Annotated in this window: 20 protein-coding genes and 2 pseudogenes; 15 read left to right on the top strand and 7 right to left on the bottom strand. The window is 33.5% G+C overall.

Annotation, left to right across the window (positions count from 1 at the left end):
- The 6 genes and pseudogenes from ACI9TV_RS13080 to ACI9TV_RS13105 form a co-directional block, all read left to right on the top strand.
- Positions 1-184, top strand: a pseudogene (locus tag ACI9TV_RS13080) (hypothetical protein); the annotation flags it as partial.
- A gap of 165 nt (positions 185-349) precedes the next feature.
- A complete protein-coding gene (locus ACI9TV_RS13085; protein WP_415251261.1) occupies positions 350-634 on the top strand; it encodes a hypothetical protein in 285 nt (94 codons plus the stop codon).
- Positions 558-995 (top strand): annotated as a pseudogene (locus tag ACI9TV_RS13090) (GGDEF domain-containing protein). The gene ACI9TV_RS13085 and the pseudogene ACI9TV_RS13090 overlap by 77 nt, the downstream one beginning before the upstream one ends.
- A 99-nt stretch (positions 996-1,094) precedes the next feature.
- Positions 1,095-3,593 carry an EAL domain-containing protein gene (locus ACI9TV_RS13095; RefSeq protein ID WP_415251262.1) on the top strand — a complete coding sequence of 833 codons (2,499 nt, stop codon included), beginning with the start codon at positions 1,095-1,097 and terminating at the stop codon, positions 3,591-3,593.
- Positions 3,594-3,674: 81 nt separating this feature from the next.
- On the top strand, positions 3,675-5,111 hold the full coding sequence (locus ACI9TV_RS13100; RefSeq protein ID WP_415251279.1) for an ATP-binding cassette domain-containing protein: 1,437 nt from the start codon (positions 3,675-3,677) through the stop codon (positions 5,109-5,111).
- 169 nt (positions 5,112-5,280) lie between these two features.
- Positions 5,281-5,637, top strand: coding sequence for a hypothetical protein (locus ACI9TV_RS13105; RefSeq protein WP_415251263.1), 357 nt, complete (start codon positions 5,281-5,283; stop codon positions 5,635-5,637).
- 29 nt (positions 5,638-5,666) lie between these two features.
- Here ACI9TV_RS13105 and ACI9TV_RS13110 read toward each other — a convergent pair whose 3' ends face one another.
- From ACI9TV_RS13110 to ACI9TV_RS13125, 4 genes are all read right to left on the bottom strand, one after another.
- Complete coding sequence (locus tag ACI9TV_RS13110) at positions 5,667-6,380, bottom strand: LrgB family protein (RefSeq protein WP_415251264.1); 714 nt, start codon at positions 6,378-6,380, stop codon at positions 5,667-5,669.
- A complete protein-coding gene (locus ACI9TV_RS13115; RefSeq protein ID WP_415251265.1) occupies positions 6,377-6,727 on the bottom strand; it encodes a CidA/LrgA family protein in 351 nt (116 codons plus the stop codon). Before ACI9TV_RS13115 ends, ACI9TV_RS13110 begins: the two co-directional genes overlap by 4 nt.
- Positions 6,728-6,893: 166 nt before the next feature.
- Positions 6,894-7,370 carry a DUF2721 domain-containing protein gene (locus ACI9TV_RS13120; protein ID WP_415251266.1) on the bottom strand — a complete coding sequence of 159 codons (477 nt, stop codon included), beginning with the start codon at positions 7,368-7,370 and terminating at the stop codon, positions 6,894-6,896.
- Between the two features lie 76 nt (positions 7,371-7,446).
- A complete protein-coding gene (locus tag ACI9TV_RS13125; protein ID WP_415251267.1) occupies positions 7,447-7,821 on the bottom strand; it encodes a winged helix-turn-helix transcriptional regulator in 375 nt (124 codons plus the stop codon).
- A 132-nt stretch (positions 7,822-7,953) separates the two neighbouring features.
- Between ACI9TV_RS13125 and ACI9TV_RS13130 the strand changes: the two genes are divergently transcribed.
- The 7 genes from ACI9TV_RS13130 (at position 7,954) to ACI9TV_RS13160 (ending at position 14,479) form a co-directional block, all read left to right on the top strand.
- Positions 7,954-9,099, top strand: coding sequence for an iron-containing alcohol dehydrogenase (locus ACI9TV_RS13130; protein WP_415251268.1), 1,146 nt, complete (start codon positions 7,954-7,956; stop codon positions 9,097-9,099).
- A 13-nt stretch (positions 9,100-9,112) separates the two neighbouring features.
- Positions 9,113-9,709, top strand: coding sequence for an NAD(P)H-dependent oxidoreductase (locus tag ACI9TV_RS13135; protein ID WP_415251269.1), 597 nt, complete (start codon positions 9,113-9,115; stop codon positions 9,707-9,709).
- Between the two features lie 63 nt (positions 9,710-9,772).
- The gene (locus ACI9TV_RS13140) at positions 9,773-10,546 is read left to right on the top strand and encodes a type 1 glutamine amidotransferase domain-containing protein (RefSeq protein WP_415251270.1); all 774 of its coding nucleotides are present in this window, start codon (positions 9,773-9,775) and stop codon (positions 10,544-10,546) included.
- A gap of 171 nt (positions 10,547-10,717) precedes the next feature.
- Complete coding sequence (locus tag ACI9TV_RS13145) at positions 10,718-11,011, top strand: hypothetical protein (RefSeq protein ID WP_415251271.1); 294 nt, start codon at positions 10,718-10,720, stop codon at positions 11,009-11,011.
- 327 nt (positions 11,012-11,338) lie between these two features.
- A complete protein-coding gene (locus ACI9TV_RS13150) occupies positions 11,339-12,712 on the top strand; it encodes an NAD(P)-binding domain-containing protein (RefSeq protein WP_415251272.1) in 1,374 nt (457 codons plus the stop codon).
- A gap of 139 nt (positions 12,713-12,851) precedes the next feature.
- The gene (locus ACI9TV_RS13155; protein ID WP_415251273.1) at positions 12,852-14,114 is read left to right on the top strand and encodes a hypothetical protein; all 1,263 of its coding nucleotides are present in this window, start codon (positions 12,852-12,854) and stop codon (positions 14,112-14,114) included.
- A gap of 128 nt (positions 14,115-14,242) precedes the next feature.
- Positions 14,243-14,479 (top strand): hypothetical protein, encoded by a 237-nt coding sequence (locus ACI9TV_RS13160; protein WP_415251274.1) that lies wholly within the window; start codon positions 14,243-14,245, stop codon positions 14,477-14,479.
- 169 nt (positions 14,480-14,648) lie between these two features.
- Here ACI9TV_RS13160 and ACI9TV_RS13165 read toward each other — a convergent pair whose 3' ends face one another.
- Both ACI9TV_RS13165 and ACI9TV_RS13170 read right to left on the bottom strand, forming a co-directional pair.
- Complete coding sequence (locus ACI9TV_RS13165; protein WP_415251275.1) at positions 14,649-15,026, bottom strand: hypothetical protein; 378 nt, start codon at positions 15,024-15,026, stop codon at positions 14,649-14,651.
- Positions 15,023-15,232 (bottom strand): type II toxin-antitoxin system YafQ family toxin, encoded by a 210-nt coding sequence (locus tag ACI9TV_RS13170; RefSeq protein ID WP_415251280.1) that lies wholly within the window; start codon positions 15,230-15,232, stop codon positions 15,023-15,025. Before ACI9TV_RS13170 ends, ACI9TV_RS13165 begins: the two co-directional genes overlap by 4 nt.
- Before the next feature lie 96 nt (positions 15,233-15,328).
- On the opposite strand from ACI9TV_RS13170, the gene uvrB reads away from it, so the two are divergent.
- Both uvrB and ACI9TV_RS13180 read left to right on the top strand, forming a co-directional pair.
- Positions 15,329-17,311, top strand: a complete 1,983-nt coding sequence (gene uvrB / locus ACI9TV_RS13175; RefSeq protein WP_415251276.1) for an excinuclease ABC subunit UvrB — start codon at positions 15,329-15,331, stop codon at positions 17,309-17,311.
- Between the two features lie 12 nt (positions 17,312-17,323).
- The gene (locus ACI9TV_RS13180) at positions 17,324-17,893 is read left to right on the top strand and encodes a DedA family protein (RefSeq protein ID WP_415251277.1); all 570 of its coding nucleotides are present in this window, start codon (positions 17,324-17,326) and stop codon (positions 17,891-17,893) included.
- 46 nt (positions 17,894-17,939) lie between these two features.
- Here the strand turns inward: ACI9TV_RS13180 and ACI9TV_RS13185 are convergent.
- On the bottom strand, positions 17,940-18,439 hold a 500-nt coding region (locus ACI9TV_RS13185; protein WP_415251278.1), incomplete at its 5' end, for a phosphoenolpyruvate carboxykinase (ATP).

Genomic DNA, 18,439 nt, shown 5'->3' on the forward strand with positions numbered 1-18,439 from the left:
GGCTGCATGCCCGACAGATGGCTGTATTGTATGGGATCTCCCATATGATGATGCTAATAGAGCACATTTCGAAGGAAATGACGTATATAAAATAGAAGAGAATGCTGATAATAACCAGCCATCACGTCCTGAAATATCAATGGAAGATAGAAAAGCCGGAGATGTTGAGGGTGTTGTAGAATAAGTTTTAGAAATGTATATACAATGAAGAGAGGATACCTCTCTTCATAAAATTTAATTTCAAAGTACTCGATACGATCCCCTTCCCTCCAAAAAAACAATCCCGTGTCAATAATTACTATAAAATTCCACTTTCATTAATTATCTCAATATCAAAAAAGCATTTAAAATGAGAGATCTATTAAGAGCTGATGGTGCATGGGACGTGTTGAGTCATGGCGAACGTAAACGTCTACAGCTTGTAATTGCACTTTCTAGCCCTAGTGATGTGTTAATGGTAGATCAACCAATAAAGCATCTTAATCAAGAATCGCAAGCTGAAGATGAATTTAAAAAGCTAAGTAAAGTTATTCAGGCTCAAAGAGAACAAGTTTCTCTTGCTGAAAAGAAATTCTCAACATTTAATTTCAATAGCACTAAGAGAAGAAAAGCCTCTATCACTTTTAATGCTTGATATAGATTATTTTAAAAATATAAATGACACTTACGGGCATCAAGCAGGAGATTCCATCCTAATTTCTGTTGTAAGAGAAATAGAAAAAACAATGAGAGAGAGCGACATATTTGCCTTTGTTGGTGGCGAAGAATTTACAATTTTTCTCAATGACACATCATTTGATAGAGCAAAAATAATCGCAGAAAAATACGTATTTTTATTGAAAACAAAGAATTTGTTTATGAAAATATTAAAATAACACATTAGTATAGGTACAGCTCAACTAGATGCGAATAATAATTCAATAGAGAAGCTTTACAAACAAGTAGATAAACAACTTTATAAAGCTGAGAATAATGGAAGGAATAGAGTCTACTAAAATACTTTCTCAAAGCCTATTTTTGTATGATTTTGATAATTGTTAAATACTCTTATTATATTTAAGCTTTAAGTTTAGTTTTATAAAGTAGAATGCGTTATGAAAACAATAGTTGAATCTTTTTCTAATCTCGTAGAGCTTAATGATATAATTAATAAAAATACTATTTTAAATAGTTGTGATTTACTTATACAACTTTTTATAGGTACTGCTGATATAGAAATCATTAAAAATTATCAAAAACAATTAACACTTCTTTTACCTAATGCCCTATTGATTGGAGCAACATCAGACGGCACAATAGAAAAGGCAAATGTATATAACAAAGAAGTTAATGTTATTAGTTTTACACTTTTTTATAAGACACGAATTAAATCAAAATTTGTGACGCAAGACCAGACGCATTGCAGTAGTTTTAAAATGGGACAGATAATAGCACAAGAACTAGTTGAAACAGATACTAAAGTACTGATAAGCTTTTCTGATGGCCTTCATACAAATGGTGAAGAGTATGTTAATGGATTAAGTGAACTACATCCTAATATCGTAATATCAGGAGGGATGGCAGGTGATAATGGAAACTTAGTAAAAACATATATTTTCGACAATACCACTATCAGCGATCATGGTGCAGTTACAGTTGCTCTCAATAGTAGCAATCTTCATGTAAGAACTGATTATAGTTTTGACTGGATGCCACTAGGAAGAAAACTCACAATAACAAAATCTATTAAAAATAGAGTCTATGAGATTAATGGACTGTCTGCTGTTGATACTTATGCAAAATATCTAGGAGAAGAGCTAGCATTACAATTACCACAAATTGGCATAGAATTTCCGTTAATTATGTATCGTGAGGATATGATGATCGGTCGTGCTGTTTTATCAAAACATGAAGATGGTTCACTAACATTTGCAGGAAATATTAAAGAGGGAACCATCGTTCGACTTGGCGTAGGAAATCTAGACATGATACTACGAAGTTTAAATTATAATATGCGTAAGTTGATTGAAAAAATGCCAAAAAAGATTGAATCTATATTTATTTATTCATGTATGGCTAGACGTCTATTTATGGGACATAATATAGAAAAAGAACTTGTATCACTTGCTAACCTTGCTCCAACTGCTGGTTTTTTTACCTATGGAGAATTTTTTCATTCAGAAAACAAGACGCAACTTCTTAATGAAACCATGACAGTGCTTGCACTTTCAGAAAGCGAAGATCCTTCTATTATAAACATTAAAAATGCACTTGCAGAAGAAAATAATTTTAAAATAAATCATTTCCATGCCATTTCACATCTTGCAAATGCCGTTTCAAATGAATTCGACGAATTAAATAAAACACTAGAAAATCGCATCAAAAAACAAGTAGATAATATTTACCAACAAGCGTATTATGACAATTTAACAAAACTTCCAAATCGCCTGAAATTACTTGATGATTTACAAAAAAACATCGGTGAAATTCTTATATTAATTAACATTGACGAATTTAGTATCATTAATGATTTTTATGGTCATATTGCTGGAGATATAATTCTAAAACAGTTCGCATCAATTATCTCAAATGAAGCTATGGAATATGGTGCTAGAGTGTATAGACTGCCATCTGATGAATTTGCAGTTATTTTACAGGGAAAAGTTATTGAGCAAATCGAATTCATAATAAAACAATTTCTTTTTCTTCTAGAAAAAACAGACTTTTTTTATGAAACTAATCTTATAAAAATTACCGCAACAATGGCAGCAGTATTAATCGCGCAAGACTGTACATGTTTAAGTAAGGTCGACATGGCTTTAAATCATGCCAAACGCACAAATAAAAGTTATATTTTCTATACGCCAGAAATGATGCTTCCAGAACATTATGAAGAAAATTTAAATACTGCCGATGCACTACGCAAAGCTATTGCAACAAATAATCTTTCTCCATTTTATCAACCCATCATTGATTTAAAAAGTGGTGCGATAGAAAAATATGAGTGTTTAGCGAGAATAATAAAAGAAGATAATAGTATTATTGCTCCTTGTGTATTTTTACCAGTTGCTCAAAAAATTAAACTCTATCCAGAAATTACCAAGATCATGATAAACAAATGTTTTACTATTTTTAAAGAGAATGGTAAAAATTTTAGTATAAATTTAGATTTTGACGATATATTTAACAAAGAGACAGTGCAATATATCTATGATAAGATACAAGAGTATGGCATCGCACATCAGCTTACATTTGAAATATTGGAAACGCAAGAACTTGAAAATGATCCTATCATCCAAAAATTCCTTAATTATGTTAAATCCTTAGGGGTTACAATTGCTATTGATGATTTTGGAAGTGGTTATGCAAACTTTATACATATGACAAAGATTGATGTCGATATAATTAAAATTGATGGTGAACTGATTAAGAATATCCATAGCGATAAAAACTCTAGACTTGTTGTCGAAACAATTGTTCAATTTGCAAGAAAACTTGGAGTAAAAACAATTGCTGAGTATGTTCATTCTCAAGCCGTTTTAGATATGGTTAAAGATATGGGCATAGATTATGGACAAGGTTTTTTTATAGGTATACCTAAAAATTCTTTATAATACATTCAAAAAGGACGGCTTGTTATTAAGAGTTTAAAAATTAGAAATTTATTCTATAAATATGCAAGTGCAGCTGAACCAATCTTTAGTGGGATAAATGTTGACATTGAAGAAGGTTGGAATGCTGTAACTGGTGTTAACGGATCAGGTAAAAGTACCCTTCTAAAGTTGATTTTAAAAGAATTCAAATCAGAAAAAGGGATGATTGGCGGTAATAATCTTGTGGTCTATTGTGCGCAAAGTACAGAATTTGCACCTACTGAGCTTGAAGAGTTTATGTGTACTTATACCAAAGAAGCATTTAAAATGAGAGACCTATTAAGAGTTGAAGATTCATGGTTAGGTGCATGGGACGTGTTGAGTCATGGTGAACGTAAACGTCTACAGCTAGCAGTTGCACTTTCTACTCCGAGTGACGTCTTGATGGTAGATGAACCAACAAACCATCTTGACCAAGAATCACAAGCTATTGTGATAGACGCACTCAAAAGCTATAAGGGCATCGGTATTTTAGTAAGTCATGATAGAGCACTACTAGATGCACTATCTCAACATACAATCATGATTAAAGCCGGTGAAGTCTTAAAATATAGAACAAGTTTTTCTTTAGCACAAGCGGCATATACACAGACCCTTTCTCATAAGAAAAAAGTACTTGGCGAGCAAGAAGATGAATTTAAAAAGCTAAGTAAAGTTATCCAGGCTCAAAGAGAACAAGTTTCCCTTACTAAAAAGAAATTCTCAAAAAAAAATGTTGGAAGATCTAACAGTTCCGAAAAAGAGAAGATTAACGGCGCGATTCTTACAGGTAAAGACAAAAACGATGGACAGAATCTTCAGCGTACCGTGACTAAACAGCGTCAACTCAGCGAAAAAATGGGTACGCTTACAAAAGAATATGCAACAGGTGTCAGCTTTGAGGGAAAAATATCCAAACATAATTTCCCAATAGCAGTCGAGAGATCCTGCATCCCTCTCTTTGAGAGCACAGAGCTTTGTTTTCCAAGCTTATCGATAGATGTCGGTGAAAAGATAGGTATTAGTGGGGAGAATGGCGCGGGGAAAAGTAGTTTTATTCGCTATTTTGTAGATAAAGTGGATTTTAAACATGAATACCTGTATATCCCTCAAGAGATTACTGATGAAGAGGCAGAACAACTTTTCAAGAATGTCAGTGAGCTTGGCAGTGAAGAAAAGGGTGAACTTTTTACCCTTATACAGAGGTTAGGATCCGATGCAAAAGCTCTTCTTTACAGTACGGTTCCTAGTCCTGGAGAGCTAAGAAAACTCTTAATAGCGCAAGGGCTTTTAAAACATCCTTCACTTATTATTTTGGATGAGCCAACCAACCATATGGACTTAGATTCTATTGAGTCTCTGGAGAGTGCTTTAAAAGAGTATGGAGGGGCGTTAGTATTCATTACTCATGATCAAACTTTTTTAGACAACCTAAGCACCAAGCGTTGGATATTTAATAAGAATGAGAAGCTTCCTTATGAGATCCACGAGATATTGTAATAAATCACTCAAATCTTGAGATATATGAAGCTTAGTCAAGAGAGTAATGTATCTAGTGTTGAGGGGACTAATTCAATTTTCATCAGCTTCCAGACTTATTATAATAAATATAAGTAATATTATGTGATAATGGCAAACTAATAAATATACTACAATTATAAGGTACAAGATGAAATCAGCTCCTACTAAAAATTATAAAGTGTCAGATAAGTCCGGTGAAGCCAAGACTCCCCATAATAAAAAAAGAAAGTCTCCCCCCAAAAGTAATGGAGAGGTTAGTTACAAAAATCAAGTCAAAGAGATGTTTAGTAACTGGTTTAAAAAAAATAATCATGTAGGTTATGTCATGAGTAAAGAAGATGTGGTTAGAAATATTTTGACAAAATTAACTTCAAAACAAGAAAACTCATTGGAAATAGCAATAAGGGAACTTAATAAAGATGGATATATTGAGGTACAAGAAGATGGTCTTACTCTTGTACTAACTCAAAAAGGTGTTAATGACTTTAAGAAAATGTCTTTTTAATCTCAAATTTATATACTCTAACCATTAAGTTATTTAAAAAATTGAATTATAATAGGCAGGAAAATAGCAGTTACAATCCCACTTAGTCCCATCGCAAGTGCAGAAAAGGCTGCTGCTTTTTCACTTATTTCTATTGCTCTTGCTGTTCCAATTCCATGAGATATAACTCCAAGTGCAAATCCTTTTGAAGTATCATGTTTAATTTTTAACATTTTAAATATACTAGTGCCTAACAATGCACCTATAATTCCAGTAATAACTACAAAACCAACAGCTAAAGAAGGTATAGCTCCTATTTGCTCTGATGTAATAATGGCAATCGGAGCAGTTATGGATTTTGTAGTCATTGATAATATTGTAGGTAACTCAGCGCCTAAAAGCCATAAAAGAGATACTGCTAAAACAATAGAAAACACTCCTGCAACTAAGAGGGTAATTACTATAGGGAAAAATAAACTTTTTACATGCGTTAAGTTATTATATAAAGGTAAGGCAAGGGCTACCGTTGCTGGACCTAAAAAGAAATGAATTATTTCAACACTTTTAAAATATTCTTTATAAGAAGTACCTGTTATTAATAATGCACTCATAATTACAAAGTAAGATATGATTATTGGTTGTAATAAAGTATTTTTATTAAATTTTTCATATATAATAATTCCAAGTTTAAATGATCCCAGAGTCAAAAGCAACCAAACTAATGGTGAAGTTGCTATATACTGCCCTAACGCATCAAAATTCATTTTTTATTCTCTTGTCTGATAGTCAAATAGTCCATAAGTTTTGCAGAAAAAGCTAAGGCTATGATTGTACCAAATACTAAAGAAACACTAATAGCTAAAAATTCTTTTGATAAAATATCTACTTGGGTTATGATACCCATAGCCGCCGGAATAAAAAGTAATGGTAAGTATCTTAAATGAAGAGAAACAGCATTATCTAAACTCTCAAAACTACTTTTTTTAATTATTAAGAAAATGAGTAATAAAACCATCCCTATGACAGGTCCAGGTACTAATAGCTCAAATAACTTTGATATACATTCCCCTAAAAATTGAAATAATAATAATGTGATTATACCTTTTAACATAGTGTACCTATTTGTATTAATATACGCATTATTTTAATTCCTTAATTATATAGTTACAATAATTTTGATAATTGAACGTTGTTTATACTATGATTATTACCAAACTGAGAATTATATTTAAGTAAAAACCAGTATAGCTAAATCCGTTTACAATTGAAGTGAAAACCTATAAGGGCAAATTAAACCTACCCTTGAAGTATTTATAAGCCATAAATATTTCTTTTAAAAACAGAGATAAAGCAATAATAAAAGATCCCATTGCCATAATGAATAGTGTTGATATAGCATTAGAACCATTAAAATCAAAGAAAGCACTTAAAAATATAATCATAATAACTAAAGCAATTAAAAGGCCTGTCAGAGTACAAGATAAAATGGCAAAGTTCATATTCGTAATACGAAGTGACATATATGTTCTTTGTACTCTTATAAGCTTTGATTTTTTATCTATCAATTTGTCTTCTCTGTGGGCTTCTAGCTTCTCTGTCAGTTTTTCAGACTTGTCGATTATGCGAGATAAGCGATTTACTAAAACATTTAAAACACCGGCAACTCCAGCAAGTAAAAAAACAGGGGCGACTGCTAGTTGAATAAGATGTGAAATCGTATCTATAGAATTACTATTAGTAAATTCATCAATCATATGTACTCCAAAGCGACTAAAGTGTAATTATATTCAAATAAAGAATATACATTGAATAATAAAGACACTCAATAAATTAATTCATACAAAAACTGCCATCACAAATATCTTCATCAGTAATCTTTCCATTTTCTTTAACATATTCTCTACCCCATTCAAACATCTCTTTTAGTACAGGTTTTAATTTTAAGCCGATAGGTGTTAGTGAGTAAACAACTTTAGGTGGAACTTCTGCAAATACTTCTCTATTAATAATATTTTTTTCTTCTAACTCTTTTAACTTTATTGTAAGAGTTTTTTGACTAATCTCATGTATAGATTCACTTAATTCTTTAAATCTTTTATCAGATTCAAGTAGATACCAGATAACTGCTAATTTCCATCTATCATTGAATATATCCATTGTAACTGAAACGGAGCACTTATATTCTTTGTCATTTATATAATACATAGGTATCCTTTTATGAATACAATTATAGCTCTTAATAACTTAATTGTTCATTACTTACCTAAAGTATCGTAAGGTATATTTAAGTATATTAGGTATATTATTCTCCATATGGAATAAATAAAAAGGCAAAAGATGAACAATTTTACATATTATAATCCAACAAAAATAGAATTTGGAAAAGAGAAAGAAAATAACATTGGTGAATACTTGGCGCAAGCAGGTATTAAAAAAGTGTTATTACATTATGGTACAGGAAGTATTAAAAAGAATGGTCTTTATGAGAAGATAATAATCTCATTGAATAAAAGCAATATAGAATTTAAAGAACTCTCAGGAGTAGTTAGTAATCCACTTCTTAGTAAAGTAAATGAAGGAATCTCCCTCTCCAAAGAGAATAATATTGAAGCTATTTTAGCTGTTGGTGGAGGTTCGGTTGCTGATAGTGCAAAAGCAATTGCAGCGGGAGCTAAATATGATGGAGATGTTTGGGACTTTTTTATTAATAAAGCCGAAATTTTAGAAGCTCTACCTGTATTTACCGTTATGACACTTTCAGCAACAGCAAGTGAAATGAATGGAAATTCTGTAATTATAAATGAAAATACAAAACAAAAGTACTCAATAGCTTCGGTTTTAATAAATCCCCTAATTTCGGTAATTAACCCAGAACTTATGGCAACAGTTAGTAAAGAATATTTAGCATACTCAGCAGTTGATGTGATATCTCACTGTATTGAAGTATATTTTACAGCTAGCACACATCCTAATTTTAATTCAGCCATTGTTGAATCTATCATTAAAACTATTATGCAAACAACAGAAATATTGTTAGAAAATCCAAATGATTATGATGCAAGAGCTGAATTTGCATGGGCAGCTATACAAGGACTAAATGGCTTAACACCTGCAGGTACTGAGGGTGGTAATTTTCCAAATCATATGATAGAACATTCTCTTTCTGCTTTATACAATGTAGCTCACGGAGCAGGACTAGCAGTTGTGATTCCAGCATGGATGAAATACTACAAAGAACAAAATCAAGCTCAGTTTAAAAGATTTGCAAAAGAGATTTTTAACAGTGATGATGCAGATGTTGGGATAGAAAAACTAGAAAGCTGGTTTAGTAAAATTGGAGCACCGACAACATTAAAAGAATTAAATATTACAAGAGATGGGATAAAAGAATTAGCGACAAATGCAAATGCTACCGCAAATGTTTGGGGGATGAGTGAGTTGTACTCAAAAGAAACTATCATTGAAATATTAGAAAAAGCATAAAAGGAAAATCAGAATGAAAAATGTACTTATAATAAATGGGCATCAAAGATACGACGAAGTTGCAGAGGGTAATCTAACAAAAAGCTATATAAATGCTGCATCTGAATTCTTTGGAAAAAATAGCTTTAATGTAAAACATAGTGTAGTTGAGAGTGATTATGATATAAAAGAAGAAGTTGAGAAGTTTGTTTGGGCTGATTATATATTGATGCAATATCCTGTTTACTGGATGGGTGTTCCATGGATTACAAAAAAATATATAGATGAAATTTTTTCTGCAGGTGATCATAATGGCTTGTACATGAATGATGGTAGAAGTAGAGCAGATGCTTCTAAACGCTATGGTAGTGGAGGTCTTATGCAAGGAACGAAATACATGCTTTCACTCACTTACAATTGCCCAACAAGTGAATTCTCTGATAAAAAAGGTTTCTTTGATGGTTTATCATTAGATGAAGCAAATATAGCTACGCATAAAACATTTCAGTTTTGTGGAGCCCAACCACTAGAAACATATTCTGTTCATGATATATTTAAAGGTGATATGAATCTTGAAAATGAATTATCAGATTTTCAAGAAATATTAAAAAGAAATTTTATAAATAACTAAAAAAAGTTTATTTTATAAAAAATAGTAATCGTAAAAAAAACTAAAATGGAAAGAGGAATCAAAATGAAAAAAATAACTTCATTATTACTAGCTGCAATGGTAGCAGGATCAGTTTTTACTACAAGTGCAATGGCTGATGCAAAAATGAGTAGTAAAAAAATATTAATGGTCTTAACATCACATGCTAAATTAGGTAACACAGGTAAAAAGACTGGCTTTTGGATAGAAGAATTCGCTACTCCATATTATGCGTTTAAAGATGCTGGTATAGAGGTGGTATTAGCCTCGCCATCAGGTGGTCAAGCGCCAATCGATCCTACGAGTGAATTAAATGATTATCAAACACCTTCAACGGTGCGCTATTACGCTGACAGTGACACGCAAAGAGCGATAGCTAATACACTTGTTTTAACTGAAGCAAATGTTGAAGAGTTCGATGCTGTTTTCTATCCAGGTGGGCATGGTCCTTTATGGGACTTAACAGAGAATAGCGATTCTATTCAATTAATAGAACGTTTTCTTGCAGCTAATAAACCTGTCGCTGCAGTATGTCACGCTCCCGCGGTCTTGTTAAATGTTAAAGATAGTTCTGGCGAATATGTAATTAAAGGCAAAACGATTACAGGATTCTCTAATGGCGAGGAGGCAGCGGTGCAATTAATAGACATAGTGCCTTTTTTACTTGAAGATGAAATAATCAAACGCGGTGGTGACTATCAAAAAGTCAATAATTGGCATGCCTTTGCAGTTGAAGATGGACTTATTATTACGGGACAAAATCCACAAAGTGCGGAATTGGTTGCACAAAAGCTACTGAACCAGTTAAATGCTAAGTAACTAAAATAGGGAGTTTATTATGAGCCAATCACAATAAATGAACAGACAAATATTATTGGCATCATGTCCATTTGGTACGCCAAGTAATGAAAACTTTAAGATGCTACAAACGGAGAAAACAAAACCTGGAATGGTAACCTAAATATAATGAAGTAAAGAGATGAATATACAGTGGATGTTGAATCTAAAAAGATGCTAACTTGGAAGAATGTTGAGAGTGAACTAGTTAAAGATTATATATATTTAAAAGAAGAGCTTATTGAATTTGGATACACTATTCAAAGCGTAATCTTAGATACTAAGAGAGGCTTATACAAAGCCTTTAAAGATATTACTATGAGACCTAATCTAGAAGCAAGTAAAGGTCTCAAGAAAATAGTTTCAAGATTAACCCACACGACTGAAATAATTCAACTAAAAAGCTTGATGAATGGTAGCGAATTTACAAGAGTTTTATTTGCTTAATTATAAGAAAAAGTAGAAAATAATCACTCATTTTTTTAATTAAATCGAAAAGTTATTTTTAGAGGTGCCCTAAATTTTTTTTACAAGAAGATACTAAAATAAAGTTAATAAAAGAAACAACAAGGACTGGACTACCTTGTGATATCAAGAGTTTTATGATAGAGTGGAATCATAATTGGAATTGATTACAAAACGTAAAAGCGGGGACCAAGGGTAGAAATAATGAGTGGAATACTTAAGTATTCTATCCCCTGGAATTTTCTAGAGATATTATAATGGCTCAAAACTTGTATCAAATCTGGATTATACTTTAACAAAGGAATAATTTTGAAAAATAAAAAAATAGCAATATTAGGAGCAGGACCCAGCGGATTGGCTCAGTTACGAGCATTTGAGGCAGCACGTCAAGAAGGAGTTGAAAATTTACCTGAAATTGTATGTTACGAAAAGCAAAGTGATATTGGTGGTTTGTGGAACTATACATGGCGTGCGGGATTAGATAAAAATGGTGAAGCCGTTCATGGTAGTATGTACCGTTACTTATGGTCGAACGGACCCAAAGAATGTTTAGAGTTTTCTGATTACTCTTTTGATGAACATTTCGGACAAGCAATACCTTCTTATCCTCCACGTGCGGTTTTAAGAGACTACATAATGGGTCGAATCGATCAAGAGGACATTGCTAAATATATCAGATTTGAATGCCCTGTCAGATGGGTAACTTATGATGAAAACACTGAACTCTTCACAGTAACTGTCATGAATCATAAAACGGGACAACAAGAAACTGAGCTGTTTGACTATGTGGTAGTTGCTACAGGACATTTTTCAACACCAAATATGCCACATTTTAAAGGCTTAGAACAATTTTCAGGACGCGTACTCCATGCACATGACTTTAGAGATGCATTAGAGTTTGAAAATCAAGACATTTTACTTGTTGGTGGAAGTTACTCTGCAGAAGATATTGGTTCTCAGTGCTATAAATATGGTTCTAAGTCAGTGACTATCAGTTACCGTACTAGCGCTATTGGCTTTGATTGGCCAGAGGGCATGGACGAGGTACCTTTATTAACGCACTTTGATGGTAACACTGCCCATTTCGCAGACGGTACCAGTAAGCACTTTGACTCAGTAATAATGTGTACGGGTTATTTATTTCATTTTCCATTTTTACCTGATGCATTGCGTTTACAGACACATAACTGTTTATATCCTGATCATCTATACAAAGGGATTTTCTTCCAAGAAAACCCTAAAATGATGTATTTAGGCATGCAAGATCAGTATTACACATTCAATATGTTTGATGTTCAAGCTTGGTATGCTCGCGATTTTATGCTTGGTAGAATTCAATTACCTAAGGCTGAAGATCGTCTTGAAAACATGCAGCATTGGTTAGTCCGTCATGCTGATCTCAAAAGCTCAATTGACAATATTGACTTTCAGGGAAGCTATATACGTGATCTTCATAAAGAAACAAATTACCCTGAGTTTGCGATTGAAGAACAAGGTGAGATGTTCAAGCAGTGGTTACAAGATAAGAAAACAGATATTATGGCCTTTAGAGAAGGATCTTATGCATCAACTGTTACGGGCACATTAGCAACACAGCTTCCTGCACCTTGGTTAGCTATTAAAGATGATTCATTAGAGAGTTTTATGGCACTTGATTTCATAAGCTTAGAAGAACAAGATTAATAATAAATTATAGCAATTACAAAGGAATTTTTTTATGTCAATAGAAACAGCAACAGTGTTTGCCGAGCAGGTTAGCGTTGGCCAGCTCTTACAAAATCTCGTTTACGCTTCGGGCGTAGTCGGGGCTATCTTCGTCGTAGTGGGCCTTCTTCTAATAGATATCGGTGGTACTCGAACACAACACTCTTTTAATTCAGGTATCGAAAAAGTTGTCGGTTTTTTCATTGGCTTCGCAGCCTATTTTTTGATTGGTTTCGCTTTTTGGGCATCTCAGTACTACATTATGGAAGGTGCTACACTAACCGACAGTATTAAAGACTGGTGGGCTGGTGGTACGCTTTCGAATTCCTTAGCTCAAAATGTTGATCCTGCTGTATTTCCTGGAATAAACAACTTTCAGATTTTCATTTTTTTCCTAGCTATCTTTGCTGGTATTATTAATGTTTTATTACATTTTGCAGTTGCAGAACGAATGAAAGCATCAGCATACTACATAACGGCATTTGTTGCAGCTATCGTATCTTCTATACTTAGCTGGATGACGTGGGGTTCGGTTGGGCCATTGACTGTATTAGGTTTTCACGACTTCTTCGGTGTTGGTTTTGTTTATTTATTTCCTGCCGGTATGGCTATGGTTTTTGTTCCCAAGCTTGGTGCTAGACCAGGTATGTTCGAACCACATCCAAAAGTATATGAATATCATCCACAAAACAATGCAATGATAGCTGTCGGTATTATGACGGTTTTTGCTGGTTTACCAATGATTATTCTCTCATGTATGTTCTTCTTTGATCCAGGTGCTTTGGCTGTTAGTGTGACTATGGCTACTACAAGTGTCGGCATCGCCTTAAATAACTATGCTGCAGCATGGGCTGGAGGCGCGATTATGGGTGCTATTATTGCTTACTCAACTCGTAAGTTCAGTTACTTGTTATTTGGCCCGTTAGGGGGTTATGTAGCTGGTGCTGGTGGTTTAGATGTTTATCTTCCGTGGGAGACGTTTCTTGTCGCTATGGGTGCTCCAATCATTGCTTATGTGATTTATGAGTTACTTCAGAAGCGTGGTATTGATGATCACAAGCTACTACCTTTGATGGGTGGTGTTGGTGCTTATGGTCTTATCATGGTTGGCTTGGTAAAAGCCGGTACATTACGTGGTGGTTATGTAGGTATAGAAGAAGGACTTTATGCTTTTCAAGGAAGTGAAATTAGCCTAATTATGCAATTGGCTGGTGTTGCAACATGTCTTGGTGCTGGTATTGTTACAGCTTGGATATTGTCACTAATTTTTGAAAACACTATTGGACTTCGTGTCTCAGAAGAAGATCAAGCCGAAGGCCTAGATAAGGTTATTTGGGGTCTTAATCATGAGGAACCAACTCACGAAAATTCTGCTTTTTAAGGTTTAACAAGATAAAAGTGAGGCCTAATTTTTTGGGTCTCAAAGAGTGCTAGAAAACTGTAGTGAATGAGCTTTATTTTGAGTTTAAGAGTAGTTTACTATAATGAAAATATATAAGAAGGAAACGTATGAAAACAATGACTTGTAAACAACTAGGTGGGGCTTGTGATGAAGTATTTCAAGCCGAAACCTTTGAAGATATGGTAGGATTGAGTAAGAGACACGGTATGGAAATGTTTCTCCAAGAAGATGCAGCGCACCTGGAAGTAATGAATGAAGTAAAAGAACTTATGCAAAAACCGGAAGAAATGGTAAAGTGGTTTAAAAATAAAGAAGAAGAATTTAATACTGTCCCTAACGATTAAGTTTTAAATTTATATGAGAGTTGAAAGACTTGTGGGACTCTGTGTATCTGATGAAATAATTTACAGTCAATACAGAGAAAACACTTTTCATCATCTCTCTCAGAAGTAACTGAAATATCAAAAATATTCTCCAACCACTAATTACATATCATACTTAAAAAATAATATACTATTTTCTAAATTCGATTTCGGATAAAAGCATATTTTCAAATACCATAGATAAAGAAGGAAGTAAAAGAATATTTTCAATGTGATCAAGTTCAAGATCTTTAATTCTGACATGTTTCAATTCATCATTACCGTCAATTCCATAAGTGTCCCAAACAATATTTTCTCTAATAATAGTAAAATCATCAGTAGTGTATATTGATGCATCGATATAATCTTTCTTATCATAAAAAATTCTTTGATATGCTAAACCACCCTCAATTCCATAGTATTTTCCATTTTTGTCAGTATGTTCACCTAAGTCATTAAGACTTCTCGAACATATAAAAGTACCATCTGGAGTTTGAATTCTGCTTAATAGTAATTCTTTGTTAATCATTTACTAACCTTTTTTTTATTAAATAATATCTTGAACGTAGAGTAAATAATACCATTAAAAAGCCAATCTTCACTGTGCAAATCAATATCAACTAATATTAAAGTGTTGTCTTCAATCAAATAAATCAAAAGTAAATCAGGTTTTATATAGCACTCTCCAAATTCTTTTACTATACGACCCTCTTTAGAACAAAAAACATTATGTATATTTAATACGTATCTTCGGCAGCCGTTTCAAAGCCACACCTTTAAAAAAACAAGTAATATAACACATTAAAGCACCTTTTTGCTATAATTCCATCAATGAAAAATAAACCTGATTTTAAAGCACATTCTGATTTTGAACCTGCGGGAGACCAGCCTACAGCCATAAAAGAACTTACTGATTCTATTCTAAAAGGGAATCGTTACCAAACACTTGAAGGTGTAACAGGTAGCGGTAAAACATACACTATGGCTAAGGTTATAGAGAATGTGAAGATGCCTACTATCATTATGACTCATAACAAAACTTTAGCAGCTCAGCTTTATAGTGAGTTCCGTCAGTTCTTTCCTAAAGCGCATGTTGAGTATTTTGTATCTTACTATGATTATTATCAGCCTGAGGCTTACATTCCTCGTCAAGATCTCTTCATTGAGAAAGACTCTGCTATAAACGACGAACTCGAACGTATGAGACTATCTTCTACTGCTAACCTACTCTCTTATGATGATGTTATTGTTATCGCTTCGGTATCTGCTAACTATGGTCTTGGAGATCCAGAAGAATACTTAAATATGGTTCAAGCGCTTGAAGTTGGAGATTCAATAAACCAAAAGAAACTTTTACTTCGTCTGGTTGAAATGGGCTACAGTAGAAATGACTCCTACTTTGATTCTGGACACATTCGTGTAAACGGTGAAAGTTTAGACATTTATCCACCCTACTTTGAACAAGAAGCTATCCGTGTAGAATTTTTCGGTGATGAAATAGAAGCTATCTATACTTTTGAAGTCATAGATAACAAAAAACTTGAAGACCATAAAGACTTCACCATTTATGCATGTTCACAATTTAGTGTAAGTCAAGAAAAAATGTCACGTGCAATCAAACGTATAGAAGATGAACTTGATGATAGACTCAAGCACTTTACCACAACAGGACAACTCTTAGAATATCAACGTCTCAAACAAAGAGTTGAGTTTGATTTAGAGATGCTTCAAACCACGGGTATGTGTAAGGGAGTTGAAAACTACTCTCGTCTGCTTACAAACAAAAAACCTGGTGAAGCACCATTTACACTACTAGATTATTTAGCTCAGCGAAATAATGAGTACCTTATAATTGTTGATGAATCCCATGTTTCACTTCCTCAGTACCGTGGTATGTATGCAGGTGATCGCGCTAGAAAAGAGGTTCTAGTTGATTATGGATTCAGACTTCCTTCCGCACTTGATAATCGTCCTTTAATGGCAGATGAATACATTAACAAAGCTCCACATTATCTTTTTGTTTCAGCTACTCCAGCTCCTTACGAGCTTGAAATGTCAAGTGTAATTGCAAAACAAATCATTCGCCCAACGGGATTACTTGACCCTATTTTAGAAATCAAGCCATCTGATAACCAAGTGGAAGACATACATGATGAAATAGTGAAAATTGCTGCTAAAAATGAGCGTATCTTACTAACTGTTTTGACAAAAAAAATGGCGGAGGCTCTTACGAAGTATCTTGCAGATTTAGGTATTAAAGTACAGTATATGCATTCAGATATCGATACTATCGAGAGAAATCAGATTATCCGTGCATTACGTCTTGGCGAATTCGATGTGCTCATTGGAATTAATCTTTTGCGTGAAGGTTTAGATTTACCTGAAGTAAGCTTAGTCGCAATTTTAGATGCTGATAAAGAAGGTTTCTTACGTAGTGAAACTGCACTTATTCAGACTATAGGTCGTGGTGCGAGAAATGAAAATGGTCGTGTAATTTTATACGCCAATAAAATTACTAAGTCAATGCAAAAAGCAATAGACACAACAACTTCAAGAAGAGCAATTCAAGAAGCACATAATAAAAAGCATGGTATTACTCCAACAACGACCATTAGAAAACTCGATGAGAATTTAAAAGTTGATGATCATGGAGATTTATACCAAAAACATAAAAAACGCGATAAAATGCCGGCATCAGAAAAAAAATCAATTACAAAAGAGTTGATGCTCAAAATGAAAGCTGCTGCAAAAGAGCTAAACTTTGAAGAAGCCGCTCGTCTTCGTGATGAGATTATGAAAATAAAACAATTATAGGATTTAAAATTAATGGAAGATACTTTTAGCAATTTAGCAACATACGGATATATAGGACTTTTTCTTTACTCTTTTGGAGGTGGATTTGTAGCACTTCTTGGTGCCGGAGTTTTATCCTACATGGGTAAAATGGATATAACTACCTCTATCGCTATTGCATTCACTGCTAATGCACTTGGAGATATTGCTTTATTTTATATGGCACGATACCAAAAAACTATGATGATGGAAGGGTTACGTAAACATAGGCGTAAACTTGCACTCTCACACATTATGATGAAAAAATATGGATCTTGGATTATCTTAATTCAAAAATTTGTTTATGGGATTAAAACACTTATCCCTATCGCAATTGGACTTACAAAGTACGACTTTAAAAAGTTTGCTATTTTAAATGTTTTTAGTGCAGCTGTATGGGCATTAGTTGTAGGACTTGGAAGTTATTATTCTGGAAAACCATTAATGGACTTAGCAGAACTTATAGGAGAAAAACCTTGGATTGCTCCAGTTATTTTAGTTGTAATGGGCGGTAGTTTATGGTTTTATATGGAAGCGGCGACGAAAAAGAAAGTAAAAAAATAAATTAGTTCCCAAGCGAAGCAAGGGAACTTAGTGTGTCTGAAAAGTTTTAGCTTCCTACTATTGGTCCATAAGGAGCATAATCCATATGTTCTCCAGTTTGATATTTTTTATAATTAGCAATAAACATATCTGCTAAATTATCTCTTGTTTTATCAAATAACTCTTTATCTCCCCAAGCATTACGAGGATTCAATATCTCCGGCTTAAGGTTACCTAGAGTTTTTGGAACTTTAAGTCTAAATGTTCTCGTTGTATCAAACTCAGAGTTGTTAATACTTCCATCTAAAATAGAATTGATACAAGCACGTGTATTTTTGATACTCATACGTTTACCAACACCATAAGCACCACCAGTCCAACCAGTGTTAACAAGATAAACATTTACACCATGCTCATCAATCTTTTCACCAAGAAGTTTTGCATAAACAGTTGGGTGAAGTGGTAAGAAAGCTTCACCAAAACAAGCAGAAAAAGTTGCAACCGGCTCAGTAATTCCACGCTCAGTTCCAGCAACTTTAGCAGTGTAACCACTTAAAAAGTAGTACA

The organism is Sulfurimonas sp., from assembly GCF_047622445.1.
GTDB lineage: Bacteria > Campylobacterota > Campylobacteria > Campylobacterales > Sulfurimonadaceae > Sulfurimonas.

Excerpts from the sequence above, each read along its gene's own strand:
- ACI9TV_RS13160 (WP_415251274.1), top strand. The coding sequence starts at position 14,243 with ATGAAAACAATGACTTGTAAACAACTAGGTGGGGCTTGTGATGAAGTA.
- ACI9TV_RS13125 (WP_415251267.1), bottom strand. The coding sequence starts at position 7,821 with ATGTATTATATAAATGACAAAGAATATAAGTGCTCCGTTTCAGTTACA.
- ACI9TV_RS13115 (WP_415251265.1), bottom strand. The coding sequence starts at position 6,727 with ATGTTAAAAGGTATAATCACATTATTATTATTTCAATTTTTAGGGGAA.
- ACI9TV_RS13110 (WP_415251264.1), bottom strand. The coding sequence starts at position 6,380 with ATGAATTTTGATGCGTTAGGGCAGTATATAGCAACTTCACCATTAGTT.
- ACI9TV_RS13130 (WP_415251268.1), top strand. The coding sequence starts at position 7,954 with ATGAACAATTTTACATATTATAATCCAACAAAAATAGAATTTGGAAAA.
- ACI9TV_RS13140 (WP_415251270.1), top strand. The coding sequence starts at position 9,773 with ATGAAAAAAATAACTTCATTATTACTAGCTGCAATGGTAGCAGGATCA.
- ACI9TV_RS13085 (WP_415251261.1), top strand. The coding sequence starts at position 350 with ATGAGAGATCTATTAAGAGCTGATGGTGCATGGGACGTGTTGAGTCAT.
- uvrB (WP_415251276.1), top strand. The coding sequence starts at position 15,329 with ATGAAAAATAAACCTGATTTTAAAGCACATTCTGATTTTGAACCTGCG.
- ACI9TV_RS13120 (WP_415251266.1), bottom strand. The coding sequence starts at position 7,370 with ATGATTGATGAATTTACTAATAGTAATTCTATAGATACGATTTCACAT.
- ACI9TV_RS13165 (WP_415251275.1), bottom strand. The coding sequence starts at position 15,026 with ATGATTAACAAAGAATTACTATTAAGCAGAATTCAAACTCCAGATGGT.
- ACI9TV_RS13135 (WP_415251269.1), top strand. The coding sequence starts at position 9,113 with ATGAAAAATGTACTTATAATAAATGGGCATCAAAGATACGACGAAGTT.
- ACI9TV_RS13180 (WP_415251277.1), top strand. The coding sequence starts at position 17,324 with ATGGAAGATACTTTTAGCAATTTAGCAACATACGGATATATAGGACTT.
- ACI9TV_RS13105 (WP_415251263.1), top strand. The coding sequence starts at position 5,281 with ATGAAATCAGCTCCTACTAAAAATTATAAAGTGTCAGATAAGTCCGGT.
- ACI9TV_RS13095 (WP_415251262.1), top strand. The coding sequence starts at position 1,095 with ATGAAAACAATAGTTGAATCTTTTTCTAATCTCGTAGAGCTTAATGAT.